Consider the following 25,257-nt stretch of genomic DNA (forward strand, 5'->3'; position numbering starts at 1 on the left):
TTAAATTTTCACGACCTGGGTCAAGTTGCGGGGGTGATCCGGATCGACGCCTTTGCGAAGCGCGAAGCGGAAGCCGAGATATTGCAGCACTGGCAAATACAGCACCGCCCTCGCCTCGTCGCTCAGCGTTTCCCCTCCGACCTCGAAGACGGCGTCCGCGAAGGCGGTATCTTCACCCTTCTGCGCCGTGACAAGCAAAACAAACGCGCCGTACGCTTTCATTTCCTCCGCAACTTTCAGCTCGTATGCTCTCGCATTTTCTGATACAAGCAGGCACACAAGCGTGCCCGGCTCCACAATGGATTTCGGTCCATGCCGGAATTCCAGCGTGCCGTAACTTTCCGTCCATACGTATGCCATCTCTTTCAGCTTCAAGCACACTTCCTGCGCAAGTCCGAAATAAGCGCCCATTCCCAAATAAACCGTCTTATGGAACTCGTTGTGCGCTGCAATCTGTTCCGCGAATGCGTCCGCTCGCTCCACAACCGTGCGGTCCAACGACAACACGGCTTCCATCTCGCCGATGTATCGAGATCCGGCGGCCATCGCGATCGCGGCTTGCATCATATATGTCATGCTGCTGAACGATTTGGTCATGACCGTGCTTTTCTCTTTGCCGAGCGGGGAAACGAGGCACTCCGCACGTCTCGCCAATCCGCTGTCGTCATAGCAGGTGATGCCGCAAGCGGTCCAGTTCGCCAACTCTTTCACCGAATCTAGCGCGAGCAGCACTTCCGTCGACTCGCCGGAGCGGGATACGCCCACGAGCAAAATATTGCGGCCTTTGGCAACCGCCTGATCCCGGAACAAAAAAATTTCCGACGACGGATGAGCGCTAGCGCTGCGGCCCAGCCATAAACGGAAGGTGGACGCCATCACCAGCGCCTGATAATAAGAAGATCCGGATCCGATAAACACCACTTCGTCAAAAGACGGATTTCCGATATAGCGCGACACCCATTCCTTTTGCCGCTTTAGCTGCTCCCAAGCCGCCGCCAGCGCATCTGCCTGGCCGCCGATTTCCGGATACGTCAGCATCCCTGGGTTCATGGGTTCAACTCTCCCTTCACGTCGATATATAATGAAATTTTAAGTCATATAACTGATTTTTTCAATCGTAATTATGCAAAATGATTCCAAATTATTACGATAAGTACTTTTGTTTGTTGCGCGAATACCCGTTAATTGGTAGCATAGGACTAGAACCTCCATCTCATATTTGTCATTTCCATACATAAATCGCCGAGGTGTGACATGAGAGTCCACATCACTGACCTACAAGCCGGAGACTGTTTGCTGCACGATGTTTTCAACGAACACGGAATGCATGTACTGTCGAAGGGAACGGTTTTAAGCGACAAAGAATTGACGCATCTGGCCCTGCACCGGGTCGAGTATGCGGACATTTTGTCACGCCCGGGACTTCAAGCCCATCCGAATCCTCCAACGATTTTGAATTCCCAGCTCACTTCACATTTTCAAGACGCCGTTTCCGGATTTATCGATGTATTCGAGAAGGCGCTGCTGGAAGGCCGAGTTTATGAGGATGATATGCAGGGAAGCTTTCAGCCGCTGGTGGACAGCTTCAAAACGGCACACGACGTTGTATCGATGCTGCTTCTGTTGAACAGCCAAGATGATTACACTTACCAACATTCCGTTCAAGTCGGCATGCTGTCTTACTACATCGCGAAATGGATGGGATGGGACGAGAAACAAACCTGGTTGGCCGGCCAAGCGGGATTTCTGCATGATATCGGAAAATGCCGGATCCCCGACGAAATTTTGAATAAACCTGGGAAGTTGTCGGACGAAGAATACAAGGAAATTCAGAAACATACGCTCTACGGCTACGAGATTTTGAAAAATTCTTCCATGGATGAAGCGCTGGCCCTTGCCGCTTATCATCATCATGAAAGAATGGACGGACAAGGCTATCCTCAAGCGCTGAAAGCGGACCAAATCCATCCGCTCGCCAAAATTGTCTCCGTGGCCGATATCTACAGCGCCATGATTTCGACGCGCGTATATCAGGAAAAGCGCGATCTGCTTAACGTATTGCGGGAGCTTCACCGGCTCAGCTTCCACGAGCTGGATCCGGAAGTGACCCAGACTTTCATCTCCCACATGGTGCCGAATTTTATCGGCAAACAAGCGGCGCTCTCCGACGGCCGGATTGGGACGATCGTGTTCATCAATCCCTCGGACGTCCTCTCCCCATTGGTTCAATGCGGGGACAGCTTTATCGACTTGAGCCGCGAACGGAAGCACGAAATTGTGCGCATCTTCATGTGATTCATCCTACATACTGAAAAAGCGATCCGGCTGCCGCAGGCAGACCGGATCGCTTTTTATATTGGACATCACACTACAGAACCCGCTTTGCGAATAAAAACTCACGGCTCCAATACGCTTTGTTGAGGTCGGTAATCTGTACTCCATTGATGGGCTGGGCAGGACTGGCATGGATCATTTGACCGCCGCCGATATATAGGCCGACATGGCCGACCGCGGAGCGGCTTTTGTACCGGCCGGGAACGTGGAAGAACAGTAAGTCGCCCGGCATCAAGCTGTCGCGGGATACCGGTTGCCCCACACGCGACTGCTCATTGGACGAACGAGGCAATTGAACGCCCGAATACTGCATGACATGCTGGGTGAACGATGAACAGTCGAACGTTCCCGCTGCCCCGTAAGGTGCGGCGCCGAACTCGTATTTTGTGCCCAAATACTTTTTGGCATAGGCAATCAAGCCGTTGAGATTATTGGTTGTGGACATAGAGGCAGTGCGCGTTACGTCTGCGAATGGCAGCCTGCTGCCGTCAGCGCCGGTCTCATGGGGGACCGGACGAGGAACGATCGATAATCGGGTGGAGTCCCCGTTGAAAGTGGCTTCCTTGCCGAACAGAGATTGAAGCCCTTGCACCGGCACATACAGGATCCCCCGCTGGAGTACAGCGGGTCCCGGCATCGTCACTTTGGATCCTGCTTTCATCGCCTTGCTTTGGCCGGTTCGGAAGGACCATACGACATCATGGTCGCCAATACCGAATGCGGTGCTATGATTCACCCACGCCCCGCGAAAGCCCATCGATTTGGCGAGGTCGGGAAGCGCGACATAACCGGTGTTATGAAAAGTTTGGATGGGAATGATTCGCCGCTCCGCCGACTGTCTGGCCAGCGTCTCTTCCCGCGACCTGACTTTCACCGTATCCGATCGCCGCTGAAGGTCTTGCGTATCCCCCGGATTTTTCACACATCCAGTGAGCATCATGGAAATCGACGTAACTGTCCATACCGAGATCGCGATTTTTGACATCGTCCTCAAAAGATAACGCCGTTGCATGTCCCGATCGCCTCCACGGGTATATTCTCCTGTTAGAATGGCGATTCGTGGTTAGGTTTATGCCGCTTTTCGGCAATGAAAAAAGAACCGTCCATTTCTGACGGTTCTGGTTCTTGTTACGATATTCGCTTAACCGATCGAGCCTTCCATCTCGAACTTGATGAGACGGTTCATCTCGACGGCATATTCCATCGGCAGTTCTTTGGTGAACGGCTCGATGAAGCCCATGACGATCATCTGGGTCGCTTCCGCTTCCGAGAGACCGCGGCTCATCAAGTAGAAGAGCTGGTCTTCGGACACTTTGGAAACGGTCGCTTCGTGCTCTAGCGTGATGTTGTCGTTCATGATCTCGTTATACGGGATCGTATCGCTCGTCGACTGGTTGTCGAGAATGAGCGTGTCGCACTTGATGTTCGCTTTCGCGCCTTCGGCTTGACGGCCGAAGCTGGCGAGTCCGCGATACGTCACTTTCCCGCCGTGTTTGGAGATCGACTTCGACACGATCGTCGATGTCGTATCCGGAGCGAGGTGGATCATCTTCGCGCCTGCGTCTTGGTGCTGGCCTTTGCCCGCAACGGCAATGGAGAGAACCATGCCTTTGGCGCCGCGGCCTTTAAGGATGACCGCCGGATATTTCATCGTCAGCTTGGAGCCGATGTTGCCGTCGACCCATTCCATCGTGGCGTTCTCTTCGGCAACGGCACGTTTGGTGACGAGGTTGTAAATGTTCGGCGCCCAGTTCTGGATCGTGGTGTAACGGACGCGGGCGCCCTTCTTCGCGATGATCTCAACCACTGCGCTGTGGAGCGAGTTGGTGCTGTAAATCGGAGCCGTACAGCCTTCGACGTAATGCACCATGCTGCCTTCGTCGGCGATGATGAGCGTACGCTCGAACTGGCCCATGTTCTCGGAGTTAATGCGGAAGTACGCTTGCAGCGGAACTTCGCATTTCACACCTTTCGGAACGTAGATAAAACTGCCGCCAGACCATACGGCACTGTTCAAAGCGGCGAACTTGTTGTCGGCCGGAGGCACCACGGTTGCGAAGTGCTCCCTGAAAATTTCAGGGTGCTCTCGAAGCGCTGTATCGGTGTCCATGAAGATGACACCCTGCTTCTCGAGATCTTCCTGCATACTGTGGTAAACCACCTCGGACTCGTACTGGGCGGATACGCCGGCCAGGAACTTTTGCTCCGCTTCCGGAATTCCGAGTTTGTCGAAGGTGGCCTTGATTTCTTCCGGCACTTCTTCCCACGTCTTGCCTTGTTTCTCCGAAGGTTTCACGTAGTACTGAATGTCTTCAAAATCAAGATCATCCATGTTGCCGCCCCATTTGGGCATATCCATCTTCTTGAATTGCGCCAGCGACTTCAGACGGAAATTGAGCATCCACTCCGGTTCGCCTTTCATCTCGGAAATCGTACGGACGATTTCTTCGGTCAAGCCTTTGCCGGACTGGAATATCGCTTTATGCTCGTCTCGGAAGCCGTATTTGTACTCTTCGAGTTCGATTTGCTTCGCCATAACGGTGATTCCCTCCCTTATTTCTGGGTTTATTCCTCAACGCCTTCATGCTGTCCGCGGCCTTGCTCCACGCCTTTACGCAGGGCGTTCCAGGCAAGGGTAGCGCATTTGATTCGGGCAGGGAATTTGTTCACGCCGGACAACGCATCAATATCTTCATAATCACCGAAATCGACCGATTCGCCTTTCATCAGCGAAGAGAATTTCTCGGCCATTTCGAGCGCCTCTTTCGTCTGTTTCCCTTTGATCGCCTCGGTCATCATGGAAGCCGATGACATGCTGATCGAGCAGCCTTCGCCGCTGAACTTCACATCCTTGACAATATCGTCTACGATCTGAAGCTGCAGGCTGATCCGGTCTCCGCATGTCGGATTGTTCAGGTTCACGGTAACTGAACCATCCTCCATTGTACCACGATTTCGAGGACTTTTATAGTGATCCATGATCACGCGGCGATACAGATCATCTAACTGGCTCATAACCGAAAAACTCCTTTGTTTTGACCAACGCATCCGCCAACCGGTCAACATCCTGCTCCGTGTTGTACAAATAAAAGCTCGCTCTGGCTGTCGCGCTGACGTTCAGCCATCTCATGAGCGGCTGGCAGCAATGATGACCGGCGCGGACGGCGATGCCTTCGGTATCGAGCACCGTCGCCACGTCGTGCGGATGCACGTCGCCCAGGTTGAATGTTACCAGTCCGGCGCGCTCCCCGCGCGGACCGTATATCGTGATGCCGTCGATAGCCGACAAACGTTCAAGCGCATATCGGGTGAGCTTCTTCTCGTGCGCGTCGATTTGCGCCAATCCGACTTGTTCCAGAAAATCGATCGCGGCTCCAAGGGACACGGCTCCCGCGATGATCGGCGTGCCGCCTTCGAATTTCCACGGCAGCTCCTTCCAGTTCGCATCGTACAAATCGACGAAGTCGATCATTTCACCGCCGAATTCCACCGGTTCCATACGTTCCAGCAGCTGCGCCTTCCCATACAGAGCGCCGATGCCGGTGGCCGCAAGCATTTTGTGGCCGGAGAACGCGTAAAAATCAACGTCGAGTGCGCGAACGTCGACCTTCAGATGCGGCGTGGCCTGCGCCCCGTCCACCACAATGATCGCGCCTTTATTGTGAGCGATTTTGGCGATTTCGGCGATCGGATTGATCGTGCCGAGCACGTTGGAGACGTAAGTAATCGCCACAATCTTGGTTCTTTCCGTTACGGTTTGTTCCACATCCGCCAGAGTTACCGTGCCGTCCGGCTGCAGCGGAATATATTTCAGCGTGGCGCCGGCAGCCTTAGCCGCCTGCTGCCAAGGAATCAAATTACTGTGATGCTCCATCGGGGTAATGACGATTTCATCGCCTTCGCGGAGCCAGTTACGGGCATAACCCGTTGCCACCAGGTTCAGCGACGCCGTTGTCCCCCGGGTAAAAATGATCTCGCGCGTGCTTGCCGCATTCAGGAACCGGGCGACTTTCTCCCTCGCTCCCTCATAGGCGTCCGTCGCCCGGGAACCGAGCGTATGGACGCCGCGGTGCACGTTGGCGTTATCCCATTCATAATATTTGCGGATTGCCTCGATGACGGCCCTTGGCTTCTGGGTCGTCGCGGCGTTGTCCAAATAAACGAGCGGATGTCCGTTAATATCCTGATGAAGAATCGGGAACTCCGCCTTTAGCGCGATCGGGTCCATATTACCCCAGCTTTCTCTCAAGGATTCGGTGCAGCTGCTCCCGCAGTCCCGCGAGTGGAATTTCGGAAACGACAGGATCGAGGAATCCGTGGATGATCAAGCGCTCCGCTTCCCCCCGGCTAATGCCGCGGGACATCAAATAGTACAATTGTTCTTCGTTCACTTGTCCCACGCTTGCCGCGTGGCCCGCTTTGACGTCGTCTTCGTCGATCAGCAGAATCGGATTGGCATCTCCGCGCGCTTTCGGGCTCAACATCAATACTTTCTCGGTTTGCTGGCCGTTCGCTTTCGTCGCGCCGTGTTCGATCTTGGTGATGCCGTTAATGATGGCGGTGGCTTCTTCTTTCATCACCGCACGGGTCACCATATCGCTCTCGGACGATTTGCCGAAATGCACGGCTTGCGTCGTCAAGCTCATCCGCTGGCTGCCCGTTCCGATCGAAATGATTTTCGTATCGGAGGTGGAGCCGTTGCCTTTCAAAATCGACTTCGTATCCGTCAGCGTGTTGCCGTCGTGCAGTTCCCCGACGATCCATTCCACGCGGGCATCGTTCTCCAGCGTTGCGCGGCGGTAAGACACATCGATCACGACATCATCCATATGATGCACGGCCGCATACCGGACATGCGCGCCCGCTTTGGCGAACACTTCAACCGCACTGTTATGCAAGAGTGTGGCAGATTCCCCTTCAATCAGCGTAGCGGCTTGTTCCACGAAGGAGACGCGGCTGTTCGTGTCGGCCACGATCAAAATGTGCGGCATGAACGTCGCTTCCGCGTCGTCCGCGAACATGAGCGCCTGAATCGGGAACTCAATGTCCACGTTGCGCGGAACGTAGAGGAAAACGCCGCCGTTCCACAAAGCCGCATGCACAGCAGCGAGCTTATGTTCATCTTTAGCGAAAGCGGTCATCAAATGATCGCGAACGAGCTTCTCATGCGTGCGCGCCGCTTCTTCGAGGCTTGTCAACACGACTCCCTTGGCCTTCAGATCCTCGGACAGCCGCGTGAACACGACGGAAGAATTGTGCTGCACGATCAGTGCTCCCTGCTCCTCCGCCAGAAGCAGCTCGTTGATGGCAGCTGGAAGTTCGGCTGCCGCCGTCACGGCGTTCCCGGGGCGGTGCGTTCCGTATTGATCCAGCGTCCAGCGCTGGATCGGCATTTTCTCCGGCTTCGGCAAATCCAGTTTCGAAGCCAGCTCGCCGGCTTCTTCGCGCCAGGCGACGAGCCAGGCCGGCTCGTTCTTGCTGCGGGCCAACGCCGCGGCTGCTTCCCGGCCGAAAGAGGTGGTCGGTGTGCTCATGTTCGTCTAACCTCCCTTGTCCTCTTACGCCTGGCCGACCGTCTCGTCGACGATGCCCAGTTCTTCTTTCACCCAATCATAGCCTTCCGCCTCAAGACGCTCCGCGAGCTCCGGTCCGCCGGATTTGACGATGCGGCCTTGCATCATGACGTGTACGAAATCCGGTTTCACGTAGTTCAGCAAACGCTGATAGTGCGTAATGATCAAGAATCCGCGCTCAGGCGAACGCATGGCGTTCACGCCGGCTGCGACAATTTTCAAAGCGTCGATGTCGAGGCCTGAGTCGATCTCGTCCAACACGACAATTTTCGGATCGAGCATCATCATTTGAAGAATTTCGTTGCGCTTCTTCTCCCCGCCGGAAAAGCCTTCGTTCAGGTAGCGGTGCATGAACTCAGGGTTCATCTCCAGCTCCTTCATTTTGCCTTCCATTTGACGGACGAACTTGATCAGCGAAATCTCGTTGCCTTCTCCACGGCGGGCGTTAATCGCGCTGCGGAGGAAGTCAGCATTGGTGACGCCAGTAATTTCGCTTGGATATTGCATGCCCAGGAACAGTCCGGCGCGGGCACGCTCGTCCACGCCCATCTCCAGCACGTCTTCCCCGTTAAGGGTAACTTCGCCTTCCGTCACTTCGTATTTCGGGTGCCCCATCAATGCGGAAGCCAAGGTAGATTTACCCGTTCCGTTAGGGCCCATAATGGCATGGATTTCCCCGCCTTGAATCTTCAGGTCGATTCCTTTCAGAATCTCTTTCCCTTCGATCTGCGACTTGAGACCGCGAATTTCGAACTGAGTGGACATAGTTGTAACCTCCATGTTTCGTGGAGATGCGAGCTTTCCCGTGACCTGGACGAAATGAGAATCAGCCCCGAAGCCGTAAAATGTCGCATCCTTATTTATAATTATTTTAAAGTGATTCTCAGTGATTCTCAACACCAATTTTATGTAAACTGCGTGCAAAAAGCAAACCGGGCCTTTCCCCTCGGAAAGAGGAGGAGGCCCGAGTTTTGGGGTACCGGCGTTTATCCGCGGATTGCTTGTCTGACCGCTTCTGTCTGAAGATCGAATTGTTCGTCGGACAAAATAGGTTTCGCTTCAGGAACCGGCATTGGTTCATCGAGACGCAGCCATGATTTGCAGCCGCTGTAGCTCTCCTTCATCGGAATATCGACCGGCGCCGCTAATGCGTACATCCGGAGAACCAGCACGTGCAATGGCTTCGTTTTTTTCCACTTCAAGCGTTCTTCGGCATAGTCTTCCGTCCAAATGTGAAGATCACCCAACCGCTTCAGCGTCTCCGAGTCCGTGATTTCGATATCCTCCACCACCTCGGCGAACGAGGTCACGCGTACCGCTCCCGGATGCCGCGCCGCCTTGGCTACTGTGTCCGCCAAGACTTCTCCGGCATCCGGTTTGACCAAATGCGGCTTTTGATGCTCATAGGAAGGAAACAAATAAAACCGCGGGCTTTCCAGCCGAAACTCCCTTGTTTCCTCGGCGATTCCGCCCTTGCGAAGCACGATCACCTGACGCCCTTCCTCGAGCGCCCGCACGGCAACCGCCCATTCCCTGAGCGCGATCGGCTGCTCTTGATTCATGCTGCTCCGCCCCCTCCAACTCTGTTCGATTATTATAACATAACGGGGTTATTGAGGGAGGTTGATCCGCATTTCCATGTCGGGGGTAAAGGTCAGCGGCACGATCGGCCGGGTTACGAACACGAGCTTACCAGAGGCCGGGAATGGCTCGAACTCCATCATCTGTTCTTTATTGTTCAGATTCAACTTAGACAAATGAACGAATTTCGGGTGATTGCCATGCTCATCTTCTACCCAAAACATCTGGGATTGCTGAACGGGATTGGATCCCTCCGTACGAAAACGTACAACCGTTCGATCTGGAAAATACTGGACTGAGGTAACGAGCAGCCTGCCCGCCTTACCCTGTGGCAAAATAATGGGGTCATCTTGAGTAGGCAGCCGATTCATCGTTTCACGGGCAGTTACACCGGATGAATACGACGGTGTTCCGTCCGCTACGAAATATAACGGACGAATCGTCAAGTAACGGCTTCCAGCCGGAACAGGGCTCAAATGAGAAGTATATCTACCGCTGTCTGCTCCAACACCATTTGGATCCCAAAAACCAAAAAAGTCGTAATCGATAACATCGCCGGTATCCCCCACCAGAAAGTAGCCTATCTGTACGGATTTACTTTTATCAATAACAGCATAGTTGAGGTTCACTTGCGTAGAAACAGGGGAAAGACTAACTTTTTCAATTTTCATGGAAAACAGAGAGTTCGTTCTGCTGACATCCGGCTCCATGACCGTGATCTTGGACGTTTTCTCGATCGGTATGGCGAAAGACCACTTGCCCGTTTGGATTCCTATTTTCGTTACTTCTAGCGACAGATTGAACGACGCCGGACGATAATTGTAAAGAGTGGTCTCCAGCACGCCTTCATAGTGTCCGAAGTTGATTTTGCGACTACCGACTTGTACCGCTCCGCTGCCGTCTTTGTCATGCACTGCCATCTGAATCGGGAGTCCATTGACCTTCAATTCATACTCCAAATCTCTTCCATCGATGGCATGATCAGAACTCAGCGAGTATTCGATGGACAACCCGAACCCGTCATAAATGATATCCTTGATGGTGAACTCGATGCCTTGGTCCTTGACGCTCCGCTCATAAGGGCTATCCGGCAGCGGAACAAGAGATCCGATCACCGGCAAGCTTCTCATTTGCGACTGCATTTCCGGCGTGGAGAAAGAAGCGAATCCCGCAACAGCGCTGCCTAGAACCACCATGGAAGCCACAGCGTATGCCCAACGGCGGATCTTATGCCGCCGACGCATGACCGCTCTGTCCGGCAACCCCGACAATGTCCGTTCGATGCGTTCCAATACAACCGGCGGTATCGCCGAGATGCGCTGCGGCGCGTTCTCCCGAAGCATCTGATCCATGTTAACGGAGCTCATATCCGATTTCTCCTTCCGTCGGTACCTTTAAACTTTTGGCCAGCTGGGCTCTCGCCCGGTGAAGCCTGGATTTGAGCGTGCCTTCCGATACGCCGAGAACTTGGGCAATTTCCGCAAGAGACCGATCCGCATAATAATGAAGCTTCACAATCGTCCGCGCCGGCTCCGAGAGACGATCCACCGCGTCCCGCAAATCGAAATCGGGCTCCGCGGCCGAAACTCCTGACTCCGGCAGTCGATCCGATACAACCGTTCTTTTCCGGCGTCGATAGATTTGTTGACATTCGCGGATCAAGATCCGAAAAATCCAAGTGCGGAAGTACGCCGGTTCACGCAATTTCGGAAGGCTGCGATACGCGTTCAAGATCGCCTCCTGGATCGCGTCGGCGCAATCTTCATCTTGGTTCAGCAAAGATTTGGCCATGCCGTACATCTCATGCTGAATGCCTCGTATCAGCCTGCCGAAAGCGTCCCGGTCGCCGGCGCACGCCAACTGAACATCCGTATTCCATGCCAATTCCGACAAGTGCGCTCTCCCCCTCCTTTGGACGAACATTTTTGTCAAATCTATATAGTTAGATGGCGCATGTTCCCATCCGGTTCCCTGTACGATATAATGAATTTACAATTTGAAGGCCATGCTGTCTTACCTGTCAAGGGAAGACACAACCTCGCGCGCGTCATGCCGGGTTGTGTCTTTTTCATTTTCAGAGGAGGTACGAAATTCCGTGTTAAAAGAAGCTATCTACCACCGGCCGAAAAACAACTGGAGTTACGCCTACGACCGGCAAACGGTACATATCCGGGTCCGCACAAAGCGGAACGACGTGAACCGGGTCACCCTGATTCACGGGGATAAGTACGATTGGCATCGCGCCGGCTCAGAGCAGGTGGAAATGACAAGATTCGCCCAAGACGCCTTGTTCGATTATTGGCAGGCCGAGGTAAAGCCGAAATATCGCCGGTTGAAATACGGATTTCGGTTCCACTCCGGCACGGAAACGTTGTGGCTCAATGAGCAAGGCTTCCATGATCGGGAGCCCGATAGTCCTAATCTGTACTTCGAGTTCCCTTTTCTGAATCCTGCCGATGTGTTCAAGCCGCCTGCCTGGGTGAAGGACGCCGTGTTTTATCAAATCTTCCCGGAGCGTTTCGCCAACGGGGATCCGTCCAACGACCCGGAGGGCGTCGTGCCTTGGGGAGGCGTACCTCAATACAACAACTTCTTCGGGGGTGATCTGCAGGGCGTCATCGATCATCTCGATCATTTGCAGGAGCTCGGGATCAACGCCATTTATTTCAATCCGCTGTTCCAGGCCACGACGAACCACAAATACGATACGGAAGATTACTTGAAAGTTGACGCTCATTTCGGAACGAACGAGAAGTTAAAGGAGCTGGTCGACGCCTGCCACGCTCGCGGGATCCGGGTGCTGCTGGATGCCGTGTTCAATCACAGCGGCCGTACGTTCGCTCCATTCGTTGACGTGCTGGAAAAAGGCGAAGCCTCCCGGTATGCGGACTGGTTTCATGTGCGGAAGTTTCCGCTGGCGGTTGTCGATGGAGTGCCGACTTACGACGCCTTCGCGTTCGAGCCCCACATGCCGAAGCTGAATACGGAAAATGAAGAGGTTCAACGTTATTTGCTCGAAGTTGCGCGGTATTGGATCGAAGATATCGGTGTGGACGGATGGCGGCTGGATGTGGCGAACGAGGTGGATCATCAGTTCTGGCGGAAATTCCGCGACGTGGTCAAGGCGGCCAATCCGGACGCGTATATTCTCGGCGAAATATGGCATGATTCGCTTCCTTGGCTGAGCGGCGACCAGTTCGATGCGGTCATGAACTATCCGTTGACGGAAGCGATTCTGGATTACACCGTGAGGGGTACACGCGACGGGCGGCATTTTGCCGACCTGGCCGGAACGCTCCTGGCCGCTTATCCTCAGCAAGCGATCGAAGCCGCGTTTAACTTGCTGGGCAGTCATGATACCCCGCGCTTGCTTACTCTGAGCAAAGGGGATAAGCGGCGGGTGCGGCTGGCATCGGCCATTCAATTCACCATGGCCGGCGCGCCGTGTATTTATTACGGCGACGAGATCGGCCTGGACGGCGGCCAAGATCCGGGCTGCCGCAAATGCATGGAGTGGGATGAGGAAAGGCAGGATCGAGAGTTGTTCAAATTTTTCGCAGAACTTGTACGTTTGCGGCGGGGACATCGCGCTCTGCGGGACGGCAGCTTGGAAATCGTTCACGCGGAACCCGGACGCGCCACGCTAGCCTATACTCGGGAAGCGGACGGCGAGCGGTTCTTGGTCGCGCTGAATGCGGGCAAACGCAAAGCGTCCTTGTCCGTCAACGCGCCTCTATCAGACCCACAGATCGTTTTCGGAGAAGGAGAAGCGAAAGTGCTGGGGCGCAAACTGCACTTTTCGCTGCCGCCTCTCGGCTTCGCGATTATACGGTTGAGTTGAGTGCAAAAACCCCATGAAACCGGTCGATCCGGTTTCATGGGGTCTCTTTTTTATCGATGCAGAACGACCGTCGTATAAGGAGGAAGAGTAAGCTTTCCGTCCTCAAGCTTAGCGGAACCATCCGTCTTAAAGGCGATTTTGCCGAAAGCCTCAGGCAACTGCTTAGACACCGCGGGCAGCGTGACCGTTTGCGGCTGCCCCGACAAATTGTGCAGAACCGCGCTCTGTTTTTCTCCCGCGCTTCGCAAATAGGCCATAACCGCCTTATTGTCCACTGCATACTCGCCGATCGAATTGCTTCGCAGCGTTTCGTCTTGCTGACGCCAGGAGATCAGTGTCCGGTACCGGTTCAGAAGAGACTCAGCATCTCCGTCTTCCGCTTCTACAGAAATCGTTCCGTCACCACGGTATTCCGCCGGCTCCCAAGTCGTCTCCCCGGCTGAACCCGGTTCTCGCTTCCAAGGGAACGGTTCGCGGATGCGCTCATCCGGCTTGTTTCCGTTCATCCCGAGCTCTTCGCCGTAATAGACGAACGCGTTTCCGGGCATCGTGAGCAGCATGGAAGCCGCCGTCTTCGCGTGGTCCAGGTTGTTGCCGAGCGCGGTCATGACGCGCGTCTGATCATGATTGGACAAGAAAGGAGCTTCGACAAACTTGCCGTCCGACGATTTCCGATAAAACTCGTGGACTCGAGATAGCGTGAATCCCAAGTTAGATGCGCTCTCCGAATGGGCGTCCGCGATTAGGTTGCTTGCCAGATCGAAGTTAAACGCCGAATCCAACGCTTTCAAATAAGGCCCCACTCTAGCTGTCGCATCCCAGACTTCGCCGACCAGATACACGTCCGGCTTCACCTGCTCTAACGCTTTTCGGAACTCCATCCACCAGTCGACGCTTTTGTCCATCGTTTTCTTGTTTTTGTCCGTCGACAAGTCCTCGTAGATGTGCTTCGCGGCGTCCAAACGAAACCCGTCGACGCCTTGTTCCAACCAGAACTTGCCGATCCGGATCATTTCTTGGCGGACTGCCGGCTCGTCAAAATTCAAATCCGGCATGCCTTCCCAAAAAATGCCGAGATAATGGCTCCCGTTCTCCTCATGCCAGGCTTCCGACGCACCTGCGGCACTTGAACCTAAGATGTCGCGCCCCTGGTCCTCCGCCCATACATACCAGTTACGCTTGTCGCTGTTCTTGCCCGAGGCGGAGTCGATAAACCAGGGATGCTGCGAACTGGAGTGGTTGATGACCAGGTCCATGATGACCCGGATTCCGCGTTTATGCGCCTCGGCCGTCAGCTTTTTGAAATCTTCCATCGTACCGTAAACCGGATTGACGGCCTCATAATCCGTTACATCGTATCCGTGGTAGGAAGGAGACGGTTGAATCGGCATCAACCAAATGCCGTCGACACCCAGATCATTTCCGCCGGGCTTGCCGTCGTTCAAGTAATCCAGTTTAGCCGTTATTCCGTTGAAGTCTCCGATGCCGTCTCCATTCGAATCGGCGAAGGATCGAACGAAAATCTCATAAGTCACGTTAGATTTCGCCGATGCTTCTTCGATTTTCGATCCGGAACAAGCGACGAGCATCCCGGCCCATGCCACAATCGTTAAGACGGAGATGCACCGTTTCACGTTCCTCATCCTTTGTTCGCACCTGCTGTCAGGCCGTCCACAAGGAACCGCGACGTATACATGAACAAAGCCGTAATCGGGATGGCGATGAGCACGCAGCCTGCGGCGAATAGCGTGAACTCGGTACTATTATAGCTGTCCACAAGGTTCCATAAGCCTACCGCCAATGTCCATTTTTCAGGCGTTCTCAAGATGGATCTGGCGAAAATGAAGTCCACCCAGGCGCCGGCAAAAGTCGTCAGCGAAATGTAAGTCAGGATCGGTCTCGATAAGGGAAGGATGACGCGGGTAAAAACGGTCATGTGACTGGCCCCGTCGATCCTCGCCGCTTCTTCCAGGCTTTTCGGAATCGTGTCGAAAAACCCTTTGGCGATGAACATGCCGAGTGCGGCGCCGGCGGAATATACCAAAATGAGGGCCGCGTGCGTATCCAACAAATTTAATTGTTTGAGAATAACGAAAATGGCCATGATGCTCAGAAAACCCGGAAACATGCCCAGAATCAGGACGATCGTCAGCATCTGTTTACGGCCTTTGAACCGGAAACGGGAAAAGGCATAAGCCGTCAGCAATTGGAGCAAGGTTCCCAGCACCATGCTGATCGTGGCCACGTACAGAGTGTTGAGGTACCATTTGGTGTAAGGGATGTAGCGATCCGCCCTGTTGTTCAGGAACAGATCTTTATAGTGCTGCAGCGTCCATTTTTCCGGGATGAGGTGGTCGCTGAACAGCGAATTGCCTTCCCGGAAGGAGGACAGGATCGTATAGAGGGCTGGATAGAAACAGGCTACGCCGATCAGGACGAGCAACACGTAACTGACAATGAGGCGCGGTTTCATTGAATCATGTCCTCCTCCCTGAAGGATCTGGTTCTCGTATAGACAAGAATGGACATCGTGGCGACAAACAGGAACAGCAGTACCGCGACGGCAGCCGCGATGTTGTATTGGTTGAAATCAAGCGTGAGCTTATACAGCCAGGTGACGAGCAGATCGGTTTCTCCCGCGTTGTTGTAACGCATCGTGGCCGGACCGCCGCCGGTGAGCAGGAATACGACGTTAAAGCTGTTCACGTTACCCACGAACTGCGTGATCAAGATCGGCGCCGTGGCGAACAGAATATAAGGCATTGTGATATTGCGAAATTTCATCCATACGGAAGCGCCGTCCACTTCAGCCGCCTCGTACAAATCCTTGGGAATGGTGGTAAGAATCCCCATGACGAGAACCATCGAGACCGGGATTCCGATCCACATGTTCACGACAATAACCGATACTTTGGCCCAGAACGGATCGTTCAGCCAAGGCAGTCCCTGCAAGCCGAAAGCCTGGAAGTATTGGTTAATCGGACCGAATTTTTCATTCAGCATGTTCCTCATGATCAGCAAGGAAACGAACTGCGGAATGGCATAAGGAATAATGAACAGGAATCTCCAGAAGCCCTTGAACCGGATGCCTTGCTGGTTGATCAGGAGCGCGACCAGTATGCCTCCGAAGTAACATGTGAAAGTCGCTGTGACCGCCCAAAAGACCGTCCAGCCCAGAACGCCGAAAAAGGTATCTTGCCAGACATTGAGATTGAATAGCTTGTGATAGGTCGAAAATCCGACCCAATCGATCAAGCCTTTGGGCGGAATATGATTGGGCGACGCGTAGTTGGTAAAGGAGATTAGAGAGGTGAACACGATCGGAAGGATCGTAAAGGCCAAAACGCCGATAATGGGCAGCGTCAACAGCAGCCAAGGGAAGAACGAGCTGTTCAGTTTCTGCAGATCTTGGTCTTGTTCCCTCCTGCGGCCTATCGCAACGGCATCGCGGATGTTCTGAATGTAAAGGAAAATATAAAGCAGGAGCACGAGAACTGCCAATACCCCGTAAATCATCATATAAAGGGAGTTGTCTCCCTCAACCATCCTGTTAATTTTTCCGACCTTTTCGAAATGCCGCCCTTGGGTTCCGAGCGTCGTCAGATCCTTGATCAGGGGGGCCAGTTTAAAAATCGTAAGGTAAAGCCCCGCCGCATGAATGAGGATGAACAGCCAACCTTTGGCGTATTGCCGGTTGTACCACTGCCCCAACCCCATGCACAATGCCGAAAGCCAACCAGCTGCAGCCGCATGTTGCTTCAAGCTGACCCGTCTCCTTCCTTTAAGCCATACACCCGCCGTTGGACCGGCGGGTGAATGGGATATGCTGCTGTATGAAGAACGATTATTGCGAAATGATTATTTCGAGGACGCGTTGGCGTCTTTGATTTTTTGCGCCCAAGTGTCCATCGTTTTTTGAGCGTCCGGCTTATCGTTCCACAGGGAAGCGAGAATCGCTTCTTGCGTGGACCAGTAACCGTTCATTTCCGCGATCTTCGGCATCGGCGTCGAGTTATCGAACTGCTTCAGGAATACGCTGGCGAACGGATCGGAGCTGACGGCGGAGCTTGCGGCAACATTTTTGTTGGAAGGCAGGCTGCCGAACATTTCAAAGTTTTTCTGCTGGTAGGATTCCGACGAAACCAATTGCGCGAACATCTTGGAAGCGATCGGATATTTCGTGTTGGCGTTGACCAGGAAGCCTTTGACGCCGGAGAACGGCATCATCGGTTTGCCGTTCGGCAGGGTCGGATACTGGGCCAGACCAAGGTTTTTCACGCCTTTTTTGAACTCTTGCGTCTGCCACGGACCGCTGACGTTCATCGCCAGTTTGCCGGAAGTAAAGAGGCTGGTTTTGATATCGGCTTTGATGTCGCCCGCCTTAATCGGGAGCACTTGCTCTCTCAAGGTTTCGAAAAATTTCGCCGCTTCAACGCCGCCCGGGGAGTTCACGCCGATATCGGAACCGTCCGTGCCGTCTTTGCCGAATACGTAAGCGCCGTATCCGCCGAAGAAGCCCCAGCTCCAATATCCGTTGCCTGCTTCCCACATATAAGCGTATTTATTCGCTTTGGGATCGTTGAACGTCTTGGCGAAGTTGATCACTTCGTCCCAAGTTTTCGGAGTTTCGCCGTTCGGAACAAGATCCTTGTTGTAGAACACGGCCGTCGTTTCGACGGACATCGGGTAGCCGTACAACGTACCGTCAATCGTCCAAGCGTCGACGGACTTGTCGGAGTTGTTCGACTTCGACTCTTCTTCGTGCAGGTCGTTCGGGAGAACAACGCCGGCTTGCACGGCGGAGCCCAGACGGTCGTGAACCGCGAGGAATACGTCGGCGCCTACGCCTGCAGGACCGTCGGTGATCATTTTTTCGATCGATTTGTCCGGACCTACGTCCTGGTATTCAACGTCGATGCCGTATTTTTCTTTGAATTCTTTAGCCGCCGCGTCGATCAGTGCTTTCTCGCTTGCGGAATACCAGACGACCAGCTTCGCGCCGTCTTCCGGCTTGACTTCCTCTTCCGCTGCTGCGGAGGAAGCCGGTGCGCTTTCGAAAGGTGCTGCGGCGCTGGCGCTTGGGGAAGATGCGCCGTCGTTGTTTTTGCTGCCGCAAGCCGCAAGTACGAATACCAGCGCAAACGCCAGGGACAGGGACAGCCATTTGGATTTGAACATGAGTCTGAGAACCCCTCTCTGATAATTAAAATATCGAATCGATTTCCAAAACCGCCCTTGCCTTTACCGTTCTCGTGTCCTGAACACCATCCTGCCGAACCGTTGTGCAAACGTTTGTACAAAAACGTGCAAAATCGGCCGTTTTGATGGGCTATTGCCGGAACTGAGCACAGTTAAAGGTTATGTAAGCGCTTTTGGGCACAACCTCATCATACGGTTTTTTGCGGATAAGTAAAACGTTTGCACAACCAGAAAATTCAAAATAACCGCCCATTATTTCTTGATTTCTCGTGTTTTCTGTCTCAATCTAAATAATGCTGAACTTGTTACGTTGTGCTACTTGTGGCACAATCATACCGACTTCGTTTGGCTATGCATTCTCGTGGGAGATTCAAATTCCTCACCCGGCCTGAAACGATCAACTGCTTATGGCAGCCAAAAAAGGAAGCGTACAGTCATGTCGGTTACCATTAAAGATGTCGCAAAAAAAGCCGGGGTTTCCCCGTCCACCGTGTCCCGTGTCATTGCCGAGCATCCCCGGATCAGCGCCAAGACCTCCCGCAAAGTGCGCGAAGTTATGGATGAGCTCGGCTATCATCCGAATATGATGGCGAAGAGCCTGGTCTCCAAAACAACGAAAACGATCGGCGTCATTTTGCCTCGCCCTGCCGAAGAGCTCCTGCTCAACTTCTTCTTCTATGAATTCATGCGAGGAGTCATGGCTCAGCTTACCCGCGCCGGATATGACTTGTTAATGGCGGGCGGCAACAATGAACGCGAAGAACTGGAAACGGTTACGCGGCTTGTGCGCGGAGGCCGGATCGACGGGCTGCTTCTTCTCTATTCCCGCATTGCGGATCCCATTATCGCCTTTTTGCACAAGGAAAAAGTGCCGTTCGTGTTGATCGGACGCAGTTTGGATTACGAAAATGTGCTTTCGGTTGACAACGATAATGTGCAAGCGGCGTATGACGCCACCAAGCATTTGATTGCGCAAGGCCAGCGGCGGATCGGATTCGTAAGCGGTCCCACGCACCTGGCCATGACGCAGGATCGGCTGGCGGGGTACACCAAGGCGCTCGCGGAAGCCGGCCTGCCCTTCAAACAAGGATGGGTCGTGGAAGGAGAGTTCCTGCTGGAGAGCGGGTACCGGGCTATGGCTTCGATTATGTCTCAGCCGGAGCCCCCGACGGCGCTTGTCGTGATCGACGATTTCGTGGCGTTCGGCGTACTGAAAGGACTGGCGGAGTTGGGCTTCCGGGTTCCGCAGGATGTGGCCATCGTAAGCTTCAACAACATCGCGTTGGCCGAACTGACGATGCCGCCCATCACCAGCGTCGATATCGGAACCTATCAGCTGGGCTACACGGCTTCTCAAATGCTTCTCAGCACCATTCTGCAGGAACAAATCCAGCCGAGGCAGCTGATTCCCCACCGCCTCGTCATACGGGAATCTTCGCTTCGGACGTTTTTTCCGGTGTGAGCATCCAAGGCGCCTGACGGCGCTTTTTTTATGCCTTCAAATCCGCTTTCCGGCCCGTCCGCCAAACTTTCATTTCGCGCTTGGTCAAGATACCTTTTATCAACCATTCAATTGCTTTATACTAGGGGAAATGTGCCCGCATCGCGCGGGCGGACGAGATCACGGGAGCAGTCCCGACGAAAGGCGGAAGGTCCATGAGTTCCTATCATCCTCTAACGGAAGCGGAAGCGGTGGAAATCGCAAAATCCATTCCGAACGTACTTCAGCCAGACCAAGAAATCGTGTGCCGGGAAATCGGCGACGGCAACTTGAATTTGGTATTTCACGTCAGGCAGCCTTCAACGGGTGCGAGTCTGATTCTGAAACAGGCGCTGCCTTACGCGAAAGTCGTGGGCGAATCCTGGCCGCTGACGCTCGACCGGTCGCGGATTGAGAGCGAAGCTCTGCAAATTCAGGCCAAGCTGGCTCCGGGGCTTGTCCCGGCCGTCTACCGCTATGACGCGGATTTGGCGCTGACGGTGATGGAGGATTTGAGCGATCACGTCATCATGCGCCGGGGTCTCATCGAAGGCGGAATTTACCCGAAATTCGCCGAGCATATTTCGGAGTTTATGGCGAGAACGCTGTTCTTCACCTCGGATCTCGGCATGAACCAACAAGAGAAGAAGCTGCTGTCGAAATCGTTTGTGAATCCGGAACTGTGCAAAATAACCGAGGATTTGATTTTCGATGATCCGTACACGAATTCCCCGAACAACAGCTTCGACGAACATCTGCGTGAAGAAGCGCAGGCTTTGTGGAGCGATACCGCTCTGCACCTGGAAGTGGCGCTGCTTCGCGACAAGTTCCTGACAAGCGCCCAGGCGCTGCTACATGGGGACTTGCATACCGGCAGCATCTTTATTACGCCGGAATCCACCAAAGTCATCGATCCCGAATTTGCTTATTTCGGTCCGATGGGCTTCGATATCGGAGCCGTAATCGGCAATTTGCTGCTCAATTATGCCAGTCAGGAGCATTGGTCTTCCGATGAAGCCTCCCGCCGGGAACGCCGCGCTTACCTGCTCGGGACGGTACGGGATGTGTGGAACTTATTTGAGAGCAAATTCCGGAAAATATGGGATGAGAACGTCATCGACCGGATGGCGCGCACGGAAGGTTATCAGGATCATTATGTACGCCGGCTGCTTCAGGATACGGTCGGCTTCGCCGGCTGCAAAATGGTCCGCCGCATCGTGGGACTATCCCATGTAGCCGACATTGACACCATCCCGAACCCGGCGGTACGTGCCAAGGCGCAGCGTATTGCGCTGTCCATTGGCACTTCCATGATTAAGCAGAACCGGGACACCCGGTCGATCGATGAGATTATTGATATGGCCGATACCGCCGTACACGAGTCGCGGAGCTAAGCGGAAAGAAGGTGCTCACGGCATGAGCAACAAGGATAACACGCAGCATGAAGTGCTTATATCGGTCCGTTGGAACGACGGAGCGCTCGATCTGCTCGATCAAAGGCTGCTGCCGGAAGAAACGGTGTATTTGCGGCTGACCACTCCGCAGGAAGTATGGGAAGCGATTCGGGAGCTGAAAGTGCGCGGCGCGCCCGCTATTGGTATCGCCGCGGCGTACGGAGTCGTGCTCGGCGTTCAGCGGAACGGACAAGCCTCTGGCCGCGAGCTGGCGGAGGAGGTTCGCCGCCAAGCGGAATATTTGGCGACGTCGCGGCCGACGGCGGTCAATCTGTTCTGGGCGCTCGACCGCATGAAAGCACGTTCCGAAGCGCTGGCCAAGGCCGGCCTTCCGGCTGAAGAAGCGGCAGATGCGCTGCTCCAGGAAGCACGGCAAATTCAGGCGGAAGACGAACAGACGAACCGGCTGATCGGCGAGCATGCGCTCACGCTATTTCAAGACGGTATGGGCGTGCTGACGCATTGCAACGCGGGCGGACTGGCGACGGCCAAGTACGGCACCGCACTGGCCCCCTTCTATTTGGCTTTGGAGCAAGGCATCCGCCTCAAAGTGTTCGCCGACGAAACGAGGCCGGTTCTGCAGGGAGCCCGGCTTACGGCTTTCGAGCTTCAGCGCGCCGGAGTCGATGTGACCTTGATTACGGACAGCATGGCCGGCCATGTGATGTCCAAAGGTTGGGTGCAAGCCGTCATCGTGGGCACCGACCGGGTAGCGGCCAACGGCGATGTCGCCAACAAGATCGGCACGTACAGCGTAGCCGTACTGGCCAAAGCGCACAACATCCCATTTTACGTAGCTTGTCCGCTGTCCACCATCGACCTGTCGACGCCCACCGGCGCCGACATTCCGATCGAGGAACGTTCGCCCGAGGAAATCACGGCCGGGTTCGGCCGCCAAACCGCTCCTCACGGAGTGGCGGTGTACAACCCGGCTTTCGACGTGACCCCTCACGAACTGGTGACGGCGATCATTACGGAGAAAGGGATCGTGAAGCCTTCCTACTCGGAGAACCTTCCCAAGCTGTTCAACCGTTGATGCAGATTACTTCCCCGAAGCGGCTGCGGCCATTATGCCCACCGCTTCGCTTCCTTTGGTGCCCACCTGGATTCCCAGCTCGGCAGCGGCTTCGGTTACGGACTCCAACGGGGCATCCATCAGTTCATCCAGCGTGCGCACACCAACGGCGCGTCCGGCGATAATCCGCCGGGCCTTTAACCGCTCGTTCAGCAGCTGAACGTCGAGCGCGCCGCACATAATATATCCGTCCCCTGCAGTTACGGCGAGCAGGGTCGTTTTCGGCAGCAACACCTCGACACCCACGGCAGTCCACTCTCCGATTCGGATCGGAACGATTCGGACCAATACTGCAACCTCCTTTGTGCGCTCAGCCAGCGTGTTGTACATGGTATGCGCCGCCGGAGAAGTTCTACCGGGCCAATTCCCATGGGTGACTATATTAGGCTTTTGAACCGTGGTATAGTAGATTGTAAAACATCATGATTTTGCCTTACGTGCAAGATGGAGGCTTCCGATGACACCTAAAAAACCGAACAAGAACGACCAGGGGGACTCCTTTTTATTTCGAGTGGAGATTTTGGTGAACAGCCAGACGAGCGGGAGTGCCTTGGAGCAATTGGTACGGATTTTGAAAAACGGCGGGTTCGAAGATTATCGAATCGGGTCCGGTATCGGCCAAGGCCGCACCATAGAGGAAGCCATCGAGCGGGAAAAGAAGAAGCGGGCCGCTGCCGCGACTGCCGCTTCTGAGCCCGTTTCCAAGAAAGCCGCTGCATCATCCGACACTTCTACCCTGGAAGGCAAGCTTCGTACCTATATCGATTCGAAAAAGCTGGTCCGGCTGAACGCGAACAAAGGCCGAGGCGTCAAGGTGAGCATTCCCTGCCGCATTCTGAGCTTCGATGCCGGCAAACAACTCATCACGGCTTACCACGTCGATGAAAAGCAAGTGTACAGCTTCAAGGCCAATGAAATTGAAGATGTGATTGAATAAACGACAAACGCTGAGGGATCAGCGTTTGTTTTATGCTATTGCGGCCATTTCCGCCTCTATTTATCCGCATTCCGTGCGGCCAGCGCCAGACAAATCCACCCCGCCAAAAAGGCCAGGCCGCCAAGCGGCGTAATCGCGCCTAACACGTCCATCCCGCTAAGTGCAAGCGCGTAGAGGCTGCCGGAGAATAATACGATGCCGATCAAAAGCAAACGGGCCGCCCACAACGCAAGTTTTCGCCCGGCCAGCTTGTCCGCAAGCGCCGCGATCAGCAAGATGCCGAGCGCATGGATCATGTGGTACTGAACACCGGTATGATAGATGTCCATATAGTGAGCGGAAATCCGCTTTTCCAGCATATGCGCACCGAATGCTCCGATAGCAACCGAAAGAAAAGCTGCTAAAGCGCCTATTTTCACATAATTTCTCATCGTTTCTTTTCTCCCTCTTCGATTGTTTTCCACACGTTTATCAGCATATCGAAAATGGTGCCCCTCCGCAATTTCCCGCACATCCTTCGGTATCTCGCGAATATATTAAATACGACAAACCCTATTCCGAAACTAACGGGAGGTGGCCGGTCATGAGGGAGCCGTCGTTCATACTGTCCAAAGAAGATTGGTCCTTACACCGTAAAGGATATCAAGATCAGGCGCGCCATCAGCAAAAAGTCCGCGAGGCCATCAAGCAGAACCTGCCCGATTTGCTTTCGGAAGAAAGCATCATCCTCTCGGACGGACGTCAAATTATCAAAATCCCGATTCGCAGCCTAGAGGAATACCGGTTTATTTTCAACGCCAATAAAAAGAAACACGTGGGCCAAGGTAACGGGGACAGCCAGGTCGGCGACGTGCTCGGCACGGATCCGCCGTCCAAGGCGGGCAAAGGAGAAGGCGCCGGCGATCAGCCAGGTGACGATGTGGTGGAAGCGGAAATCTCCATCGCGGAGCTGGAGAGCATGCTGTTCGAGGAGCTGGAGCTGCCGTACCTGAAAAGAAAAGATAAAGATCAAATCGAGGTCCGGGACGTTCGCTTCAACGACGTTCGGCGCAAAGGCATATTGTCCAACATCGACAAGAAGCGGACGATTCTCGAAAATCTCCGCCGCAACGCCCGCGAAGGCCATCCCGAAATCGCAGGCATCAGCCCTGACGATCTGCGGTTCAAGACGTGGGAAGAGATCATTAAGCCGCAGAATAACGCCGTGATTTTGGCGATGATGGATACGTCGGGGTCCATGGGATCGTTCGAAAAGTACTGCGCCCGCTCGTTCTTCTTCTGGATGACGCGGTTCCTGAGACGGCAGTACGAGAAAGTCGAAATTGTCTTTATCGCCCACCACACCGAGGCCAAGGAAGTGGAGGAAGAAGAGTTTTTCACCCGCGGGGAGAGCGGCGGAACCATATGCTCGTCCGCTTACTTGAAAGCACTCGAAATCATCGACAGTCGCTACCCGCCGTCCATGTACAATATCTACCCCTTCCACTTCTCCGACGGCGACAATCTGACCAGCGACAATGAGCGGTGCGTCAAGCTGATTAAAGAGCTGCTCAATCGCGCGAACATTTTTGGCTACGGGGAAGTGAACCAGTACAACCGCAGCAGCACGCTGATGTCGGCCTACAAGCACATCGAGCATCCGCAGTTTTTGTACTATGTGATCAAGGAGAAAGCGGAGATTTACAATGCGATGAAGACGTTCTTCCGCAAGCGGGAGGCGGTTGGGTGAAATGATGAAGCGATCGCTCCTGGGGGCGATCGCTTTTTGTTTTAACTTTCCAAT

23 protein-coding genes are annotated in these 25,257 nt (G+C 54.2%); 7 read left to right on the forward strand and 16 right to left on the reverse strand.

Features of this window, described 5'->3' with window-relative positions; all coding sequences use genetic code 11:
* Positions 1-1,050 (reverse strand): SIS domain-containing protein, encoded by a 1,050-nt coding sequence (locus E5161_RS13985; RefSeq protein ID WP_136778425.1) that lies wholly within the window; start codon positions 1,048-1,050, stop codon positions 1-3.
* A 204-nt stretch (positions 1,051-1,254) separates the two neighbouring features.
* Here E5161_RS13985 and E5161_RS13990 point away from each other — a divergent pair, with 204 nt between their 5' ends.
* Positions 1,255-2,295, forward strand: a complete 1,041-nt coding sequence (locus tag E5161_RS13990; protein WP_136778426.1) for an HD-GYP domain-containing protein — start codon at positions 1,255-1,257, stop codon at positions 2,293-2,295.
* A 73-nt stretch (positions 2,296-2,368) separates the two neighbouring features.
* Here the strand turns inward: E5161_RS13990 and E5161_RS13995 are convergent, their stop codons facing one another.
* The 9 genes from E5161_RS13995 to E5161_RS14035 all read right to left on the reverse strand — a co-directional run bounded on the left by E5161_RS13995 (position 2,369) and on the right by E5161_RS14035 (position 11,381).
* Complete coding sequence (locus tag E5161_RS13995; RefSeq protein ID WP_136778427.1) at positions 2,369-3,346, reverse strand: C40 family peptidase; 978 nt, start codon at positions 3,344-3,346, stop codon at positions 2,369-2,371.
* A gap of 129 nt (positions 3,347-3,475) precedes the next feature.
* Entirely contained in the window at positions 3,476-4,870 is a 1,395-nt protein-coding gene (sufB, locus tag E5161_RS14000) for a Fe-S cluster assembly protein SufB (protein WP_136778428.1), read from the reverse strand.
* Between the two features lie 29 nt (positions 4,871-4,899).
* Positions 4,900-5,349 carry a Fe-S cluster assembly sulfur transfer protein SufU gene (sufU, locus tag E5161_RS14005; RefSeq protein WP_136778429.1) on the reverse strand — a complete coding sequence of 150 codons (450 nt, stop codon included), beginning with the start codon at positions 5,347-5,349 and terminating at the stop codon, positions 4,900-4,902.
* A complete protein-coding gene (locus E5161_RS14010) occupies positions 5,333-6,562 on the reverse strand; it encodes a cysteine desulfurase (protein WP_136778430.1) in 1,230 nt (409 codons plus the stop codon). The genes sufU and E5161_RS14010 overlap by 17 nt, the downstream gene beginning before the upstream one ends.
* A 1-nt stretch (position 6,563) precedes the next feature.
* Positions 6,564-7,868, reverse strand: a complete 1,305-nt coding sequence (gene sufD, locus E5161_RS14015; protein ID WP_136778431.1) for a Fe-S cluster assembly protein SufD — start codon at positions 7,866-7,868, stop codon at positions 6,564-6,566.
* Positions 7,869-7,892: 24 nt separating this feature from the next.
* A complete protein-coding gene (gene sufC, locus E5161_RS14020) occupies positions 7,893-8,672 on the reverse strand; it encodes a Fe-S cluster assembly ATPase SufC (protein ID WP_136778432.1) in 780 nt (259 codons plus the stop codon).
* Between the two features lie 221 nt (positions 8,673-8,893).
* Entirely contained in the window at positions 8,894-9,469 is a 576-nt protein-coding gene (locus E5161_RS14025; RefSeq protein WP_136778433.1) for a DUF1802 family protein, read from the reverse strand.
* Between the two features lie 48 nt (positions 9,470-9,517).
* Complete coding sequence (locus tag E5161_RS14030) at positions 9,518-10,855, reverse strand: DUF4179 domain-containing protein (RefSeq protein ID WP_136778434.1); 1,338 nt, start codon at positions 10,853-10,855, stop codon at positions 9,518-9,520.
* On the reverse strand, positions 10,842-11,381 hold the full coding sequence (locus E5161_RS14035) for an RNA polymerase sigma factor (protein ID WP_246042243.1): 540 nt from the start codon (positions 11,379-11,381) through the stop codon (positions 10,842-10,844). Before E5161_RS14035 ends, E5161_RS14030 begins: the two co-directional genes overlap by 14 nt.
* A gap of 202 nt (positions 11,382-11,583) precedes the next feature.
* On the opposite strand from E5161_RS14035, the gene E5161_RS14040 reads away from it, so the two are divergent.
* Positions 11,584-13,329, forward strand: coding sequence for an alpha-glycosidase (locus tag E5161_RS14040; RefSeq protein WP_136778436.1), 1,746 nt, complete (start codon positions 11,584-11,586; stop codon positions 13,327-13,329).
* 50 nt (positions 13,330-13,379) lie between these two features.
* Here the strand turns inward: E5161_RS14040 and E5161_RS14045 are convergent, their stop codons facing one another.
* From E5161_RS14045 to E5161_RS14060, 4 genes are all read right to left on the reverse strand, one after another.
* Positions 13,380-14,963, reverse strand: coding sequence for an alpha-amylase family glycosyl hydrolase (locus E5161_RS14045; RefSeq protein ID WP_425456526.1), 1,584 nt, complete (start codon positions 14,961-14,963; stop codon positions 13,380-13,382).
* Positions 14,964-14,968: 5 nt separating this feature from the next.
* Positions 14,969-15,802: a sugar ABC transporter permease gene (locus tag E5161_RS14050; RefSeq protein ID WP_136778438.1), complete on the reverse strand. Its 834-nt coding sequence runs from the start codon at positions 15,800-15,802 to the stop codon at positions 14,969-14,971.
* Positions 15,799-17,091 (reverse strand): carbohydrate ABC transporter permease, encoded by a 1,293-nt coding sequence (locus tag E5161_RS14055; protein WP_136778439.1) that lies wholly within the window; start codon positions 17,089-17,091, stop codon positions 15,799-15,801. The genes E5161_RS14050 and E5161_RS14055 overlap by 4 nt, the downstream gene beginning before the upstream one ends.
* Positions 17,092-17,187: 96 nt before the next feature.
* Positions 17,188-18,507 carry a sugar ABC transporter substrate-binding protein gene (locus E5161_RS14060; protein WP_136778440.1) on the reverse strand — a complete coding sequence of 440 codons (1,320 nt, stop codon included), beginning with the start codon at positions 18,505-18,507 and terminating at the stop codon, positions 17,188-17,190.
* 457 nt (positions 18,508-18,964) lie between these two features.
* On the opposite strand from E5161_RS14060, the gene E5161_RS14065 reads away from it, so the two are divergent.
* From E5161_RS14065 to mtnA, 3 genes are all read left to right on the forward strand, one after another.
* Positions 18,965-19,990 (forward strand): LacI family DNA-binding transcriptional regulator, encoded by a 1,026-nt coding sequence (locus tag E5161_RS14065; protein WP_136778441.1) that lies wholly within the window; start codon positions 18,965-18,967, stop codon positions 19,988-19,990.
* Between the two features lie 194 nt (positions 19,991-20,184).
* Positions 20,185-21,402, forward strand: coding sequence for an S-methyl-5-thioribose kinase (gene mtnK, locus E5161_RS14070; protein WP_136778442.1), 1,218 nt, complete (start codon positions 20,185-20,187; stop codon positions 21,400-21,402).
* Between the two features lie 22 nt (positions 21,403-21,424).
* On the forward strand, positions 21,425-22,498 hold the full coding sequence (mtnA, locus tag E5161_RS14075) for an S-methyl-5-thioribose-1-phosphate isomerase (RefSeq protein WP_136778443.1): 1,074 nt from the start codon (positions 21,425-21,427) through the stop codon (positions 22,496-22,498).
* Between the two features lie 6 nt (positions 22,499-22,504).
* On the opposite strand, the gene E5161_RS14080 is transcribed toward mtnA, so the two are convergent.
* The gene (locus tag E5161_RS14080; RefSeq protein WP_136778444.1) at positions 22,505-22,825 is read right to left on the reverse strand and encodes a YunC family protein; all 321 of its coding nucleotides are present in this window, start codon (positions 22,823-22,825) and stop codon (positions 22,505-22,507) included.
* Between the two features lie 169 nt (positions 22,826-22,994).
* Between E5161_RS14080 and E5161_RS14085 the strand changes: the two genes are divergently transcribed.
* Positions 22,995-23,474, forward strand: a complete 480-nt coding sequence (locus tag E5161_RS14085; RefSeq protein ID WP_136778445.1) for a hypothetical protein — start codon at positions 22,995-22,997, stop codon at positions 23,472-23,474.
* A gap of 56 nt (positions 23,475-23,530) precedes the next feature.
* On the opposite strand, the gene E5161_RS14090 is transcribed toward E5161_RS14085, so the two are convergent.
* Positions 23,531-23,905, reverse strand: coding sequence for a DUF423 domain-containing protein (locus E5161_RS14090; protein WP_136778446.1), 375 nt, complete (start codon positions 23,903-23,905; stop codon positions 23,531-23,533).
* Between the two features lie 152 nt (positions 23,906-24,057).
* Here E5161_RS14090 and yhbH point away from each other — a divergent pair, with 152 nt between their 5' ends.
* A complete protein-coding gene (gene yhbH / locus E5161_RS14095; RefSeq protein WP_136778447.1) occupies positions 24,058-25,203 on the forward strand; it encodes a sporulation protein YhbH in 1,146 nt (381 codons plus the stop codon).
* Positions 25,204-25,257 lie beyond the last annotated feature (54 nt).

Origin of the sequence: Cohnella pontilimi (genome assembly GCF_005049045.1) — a bacterium.
GTDB lineage: Bacteria > Bacillota > Bacilli > Paenibacillales > Paenibacillaceae > Cohnella > Cohnella pontilimi.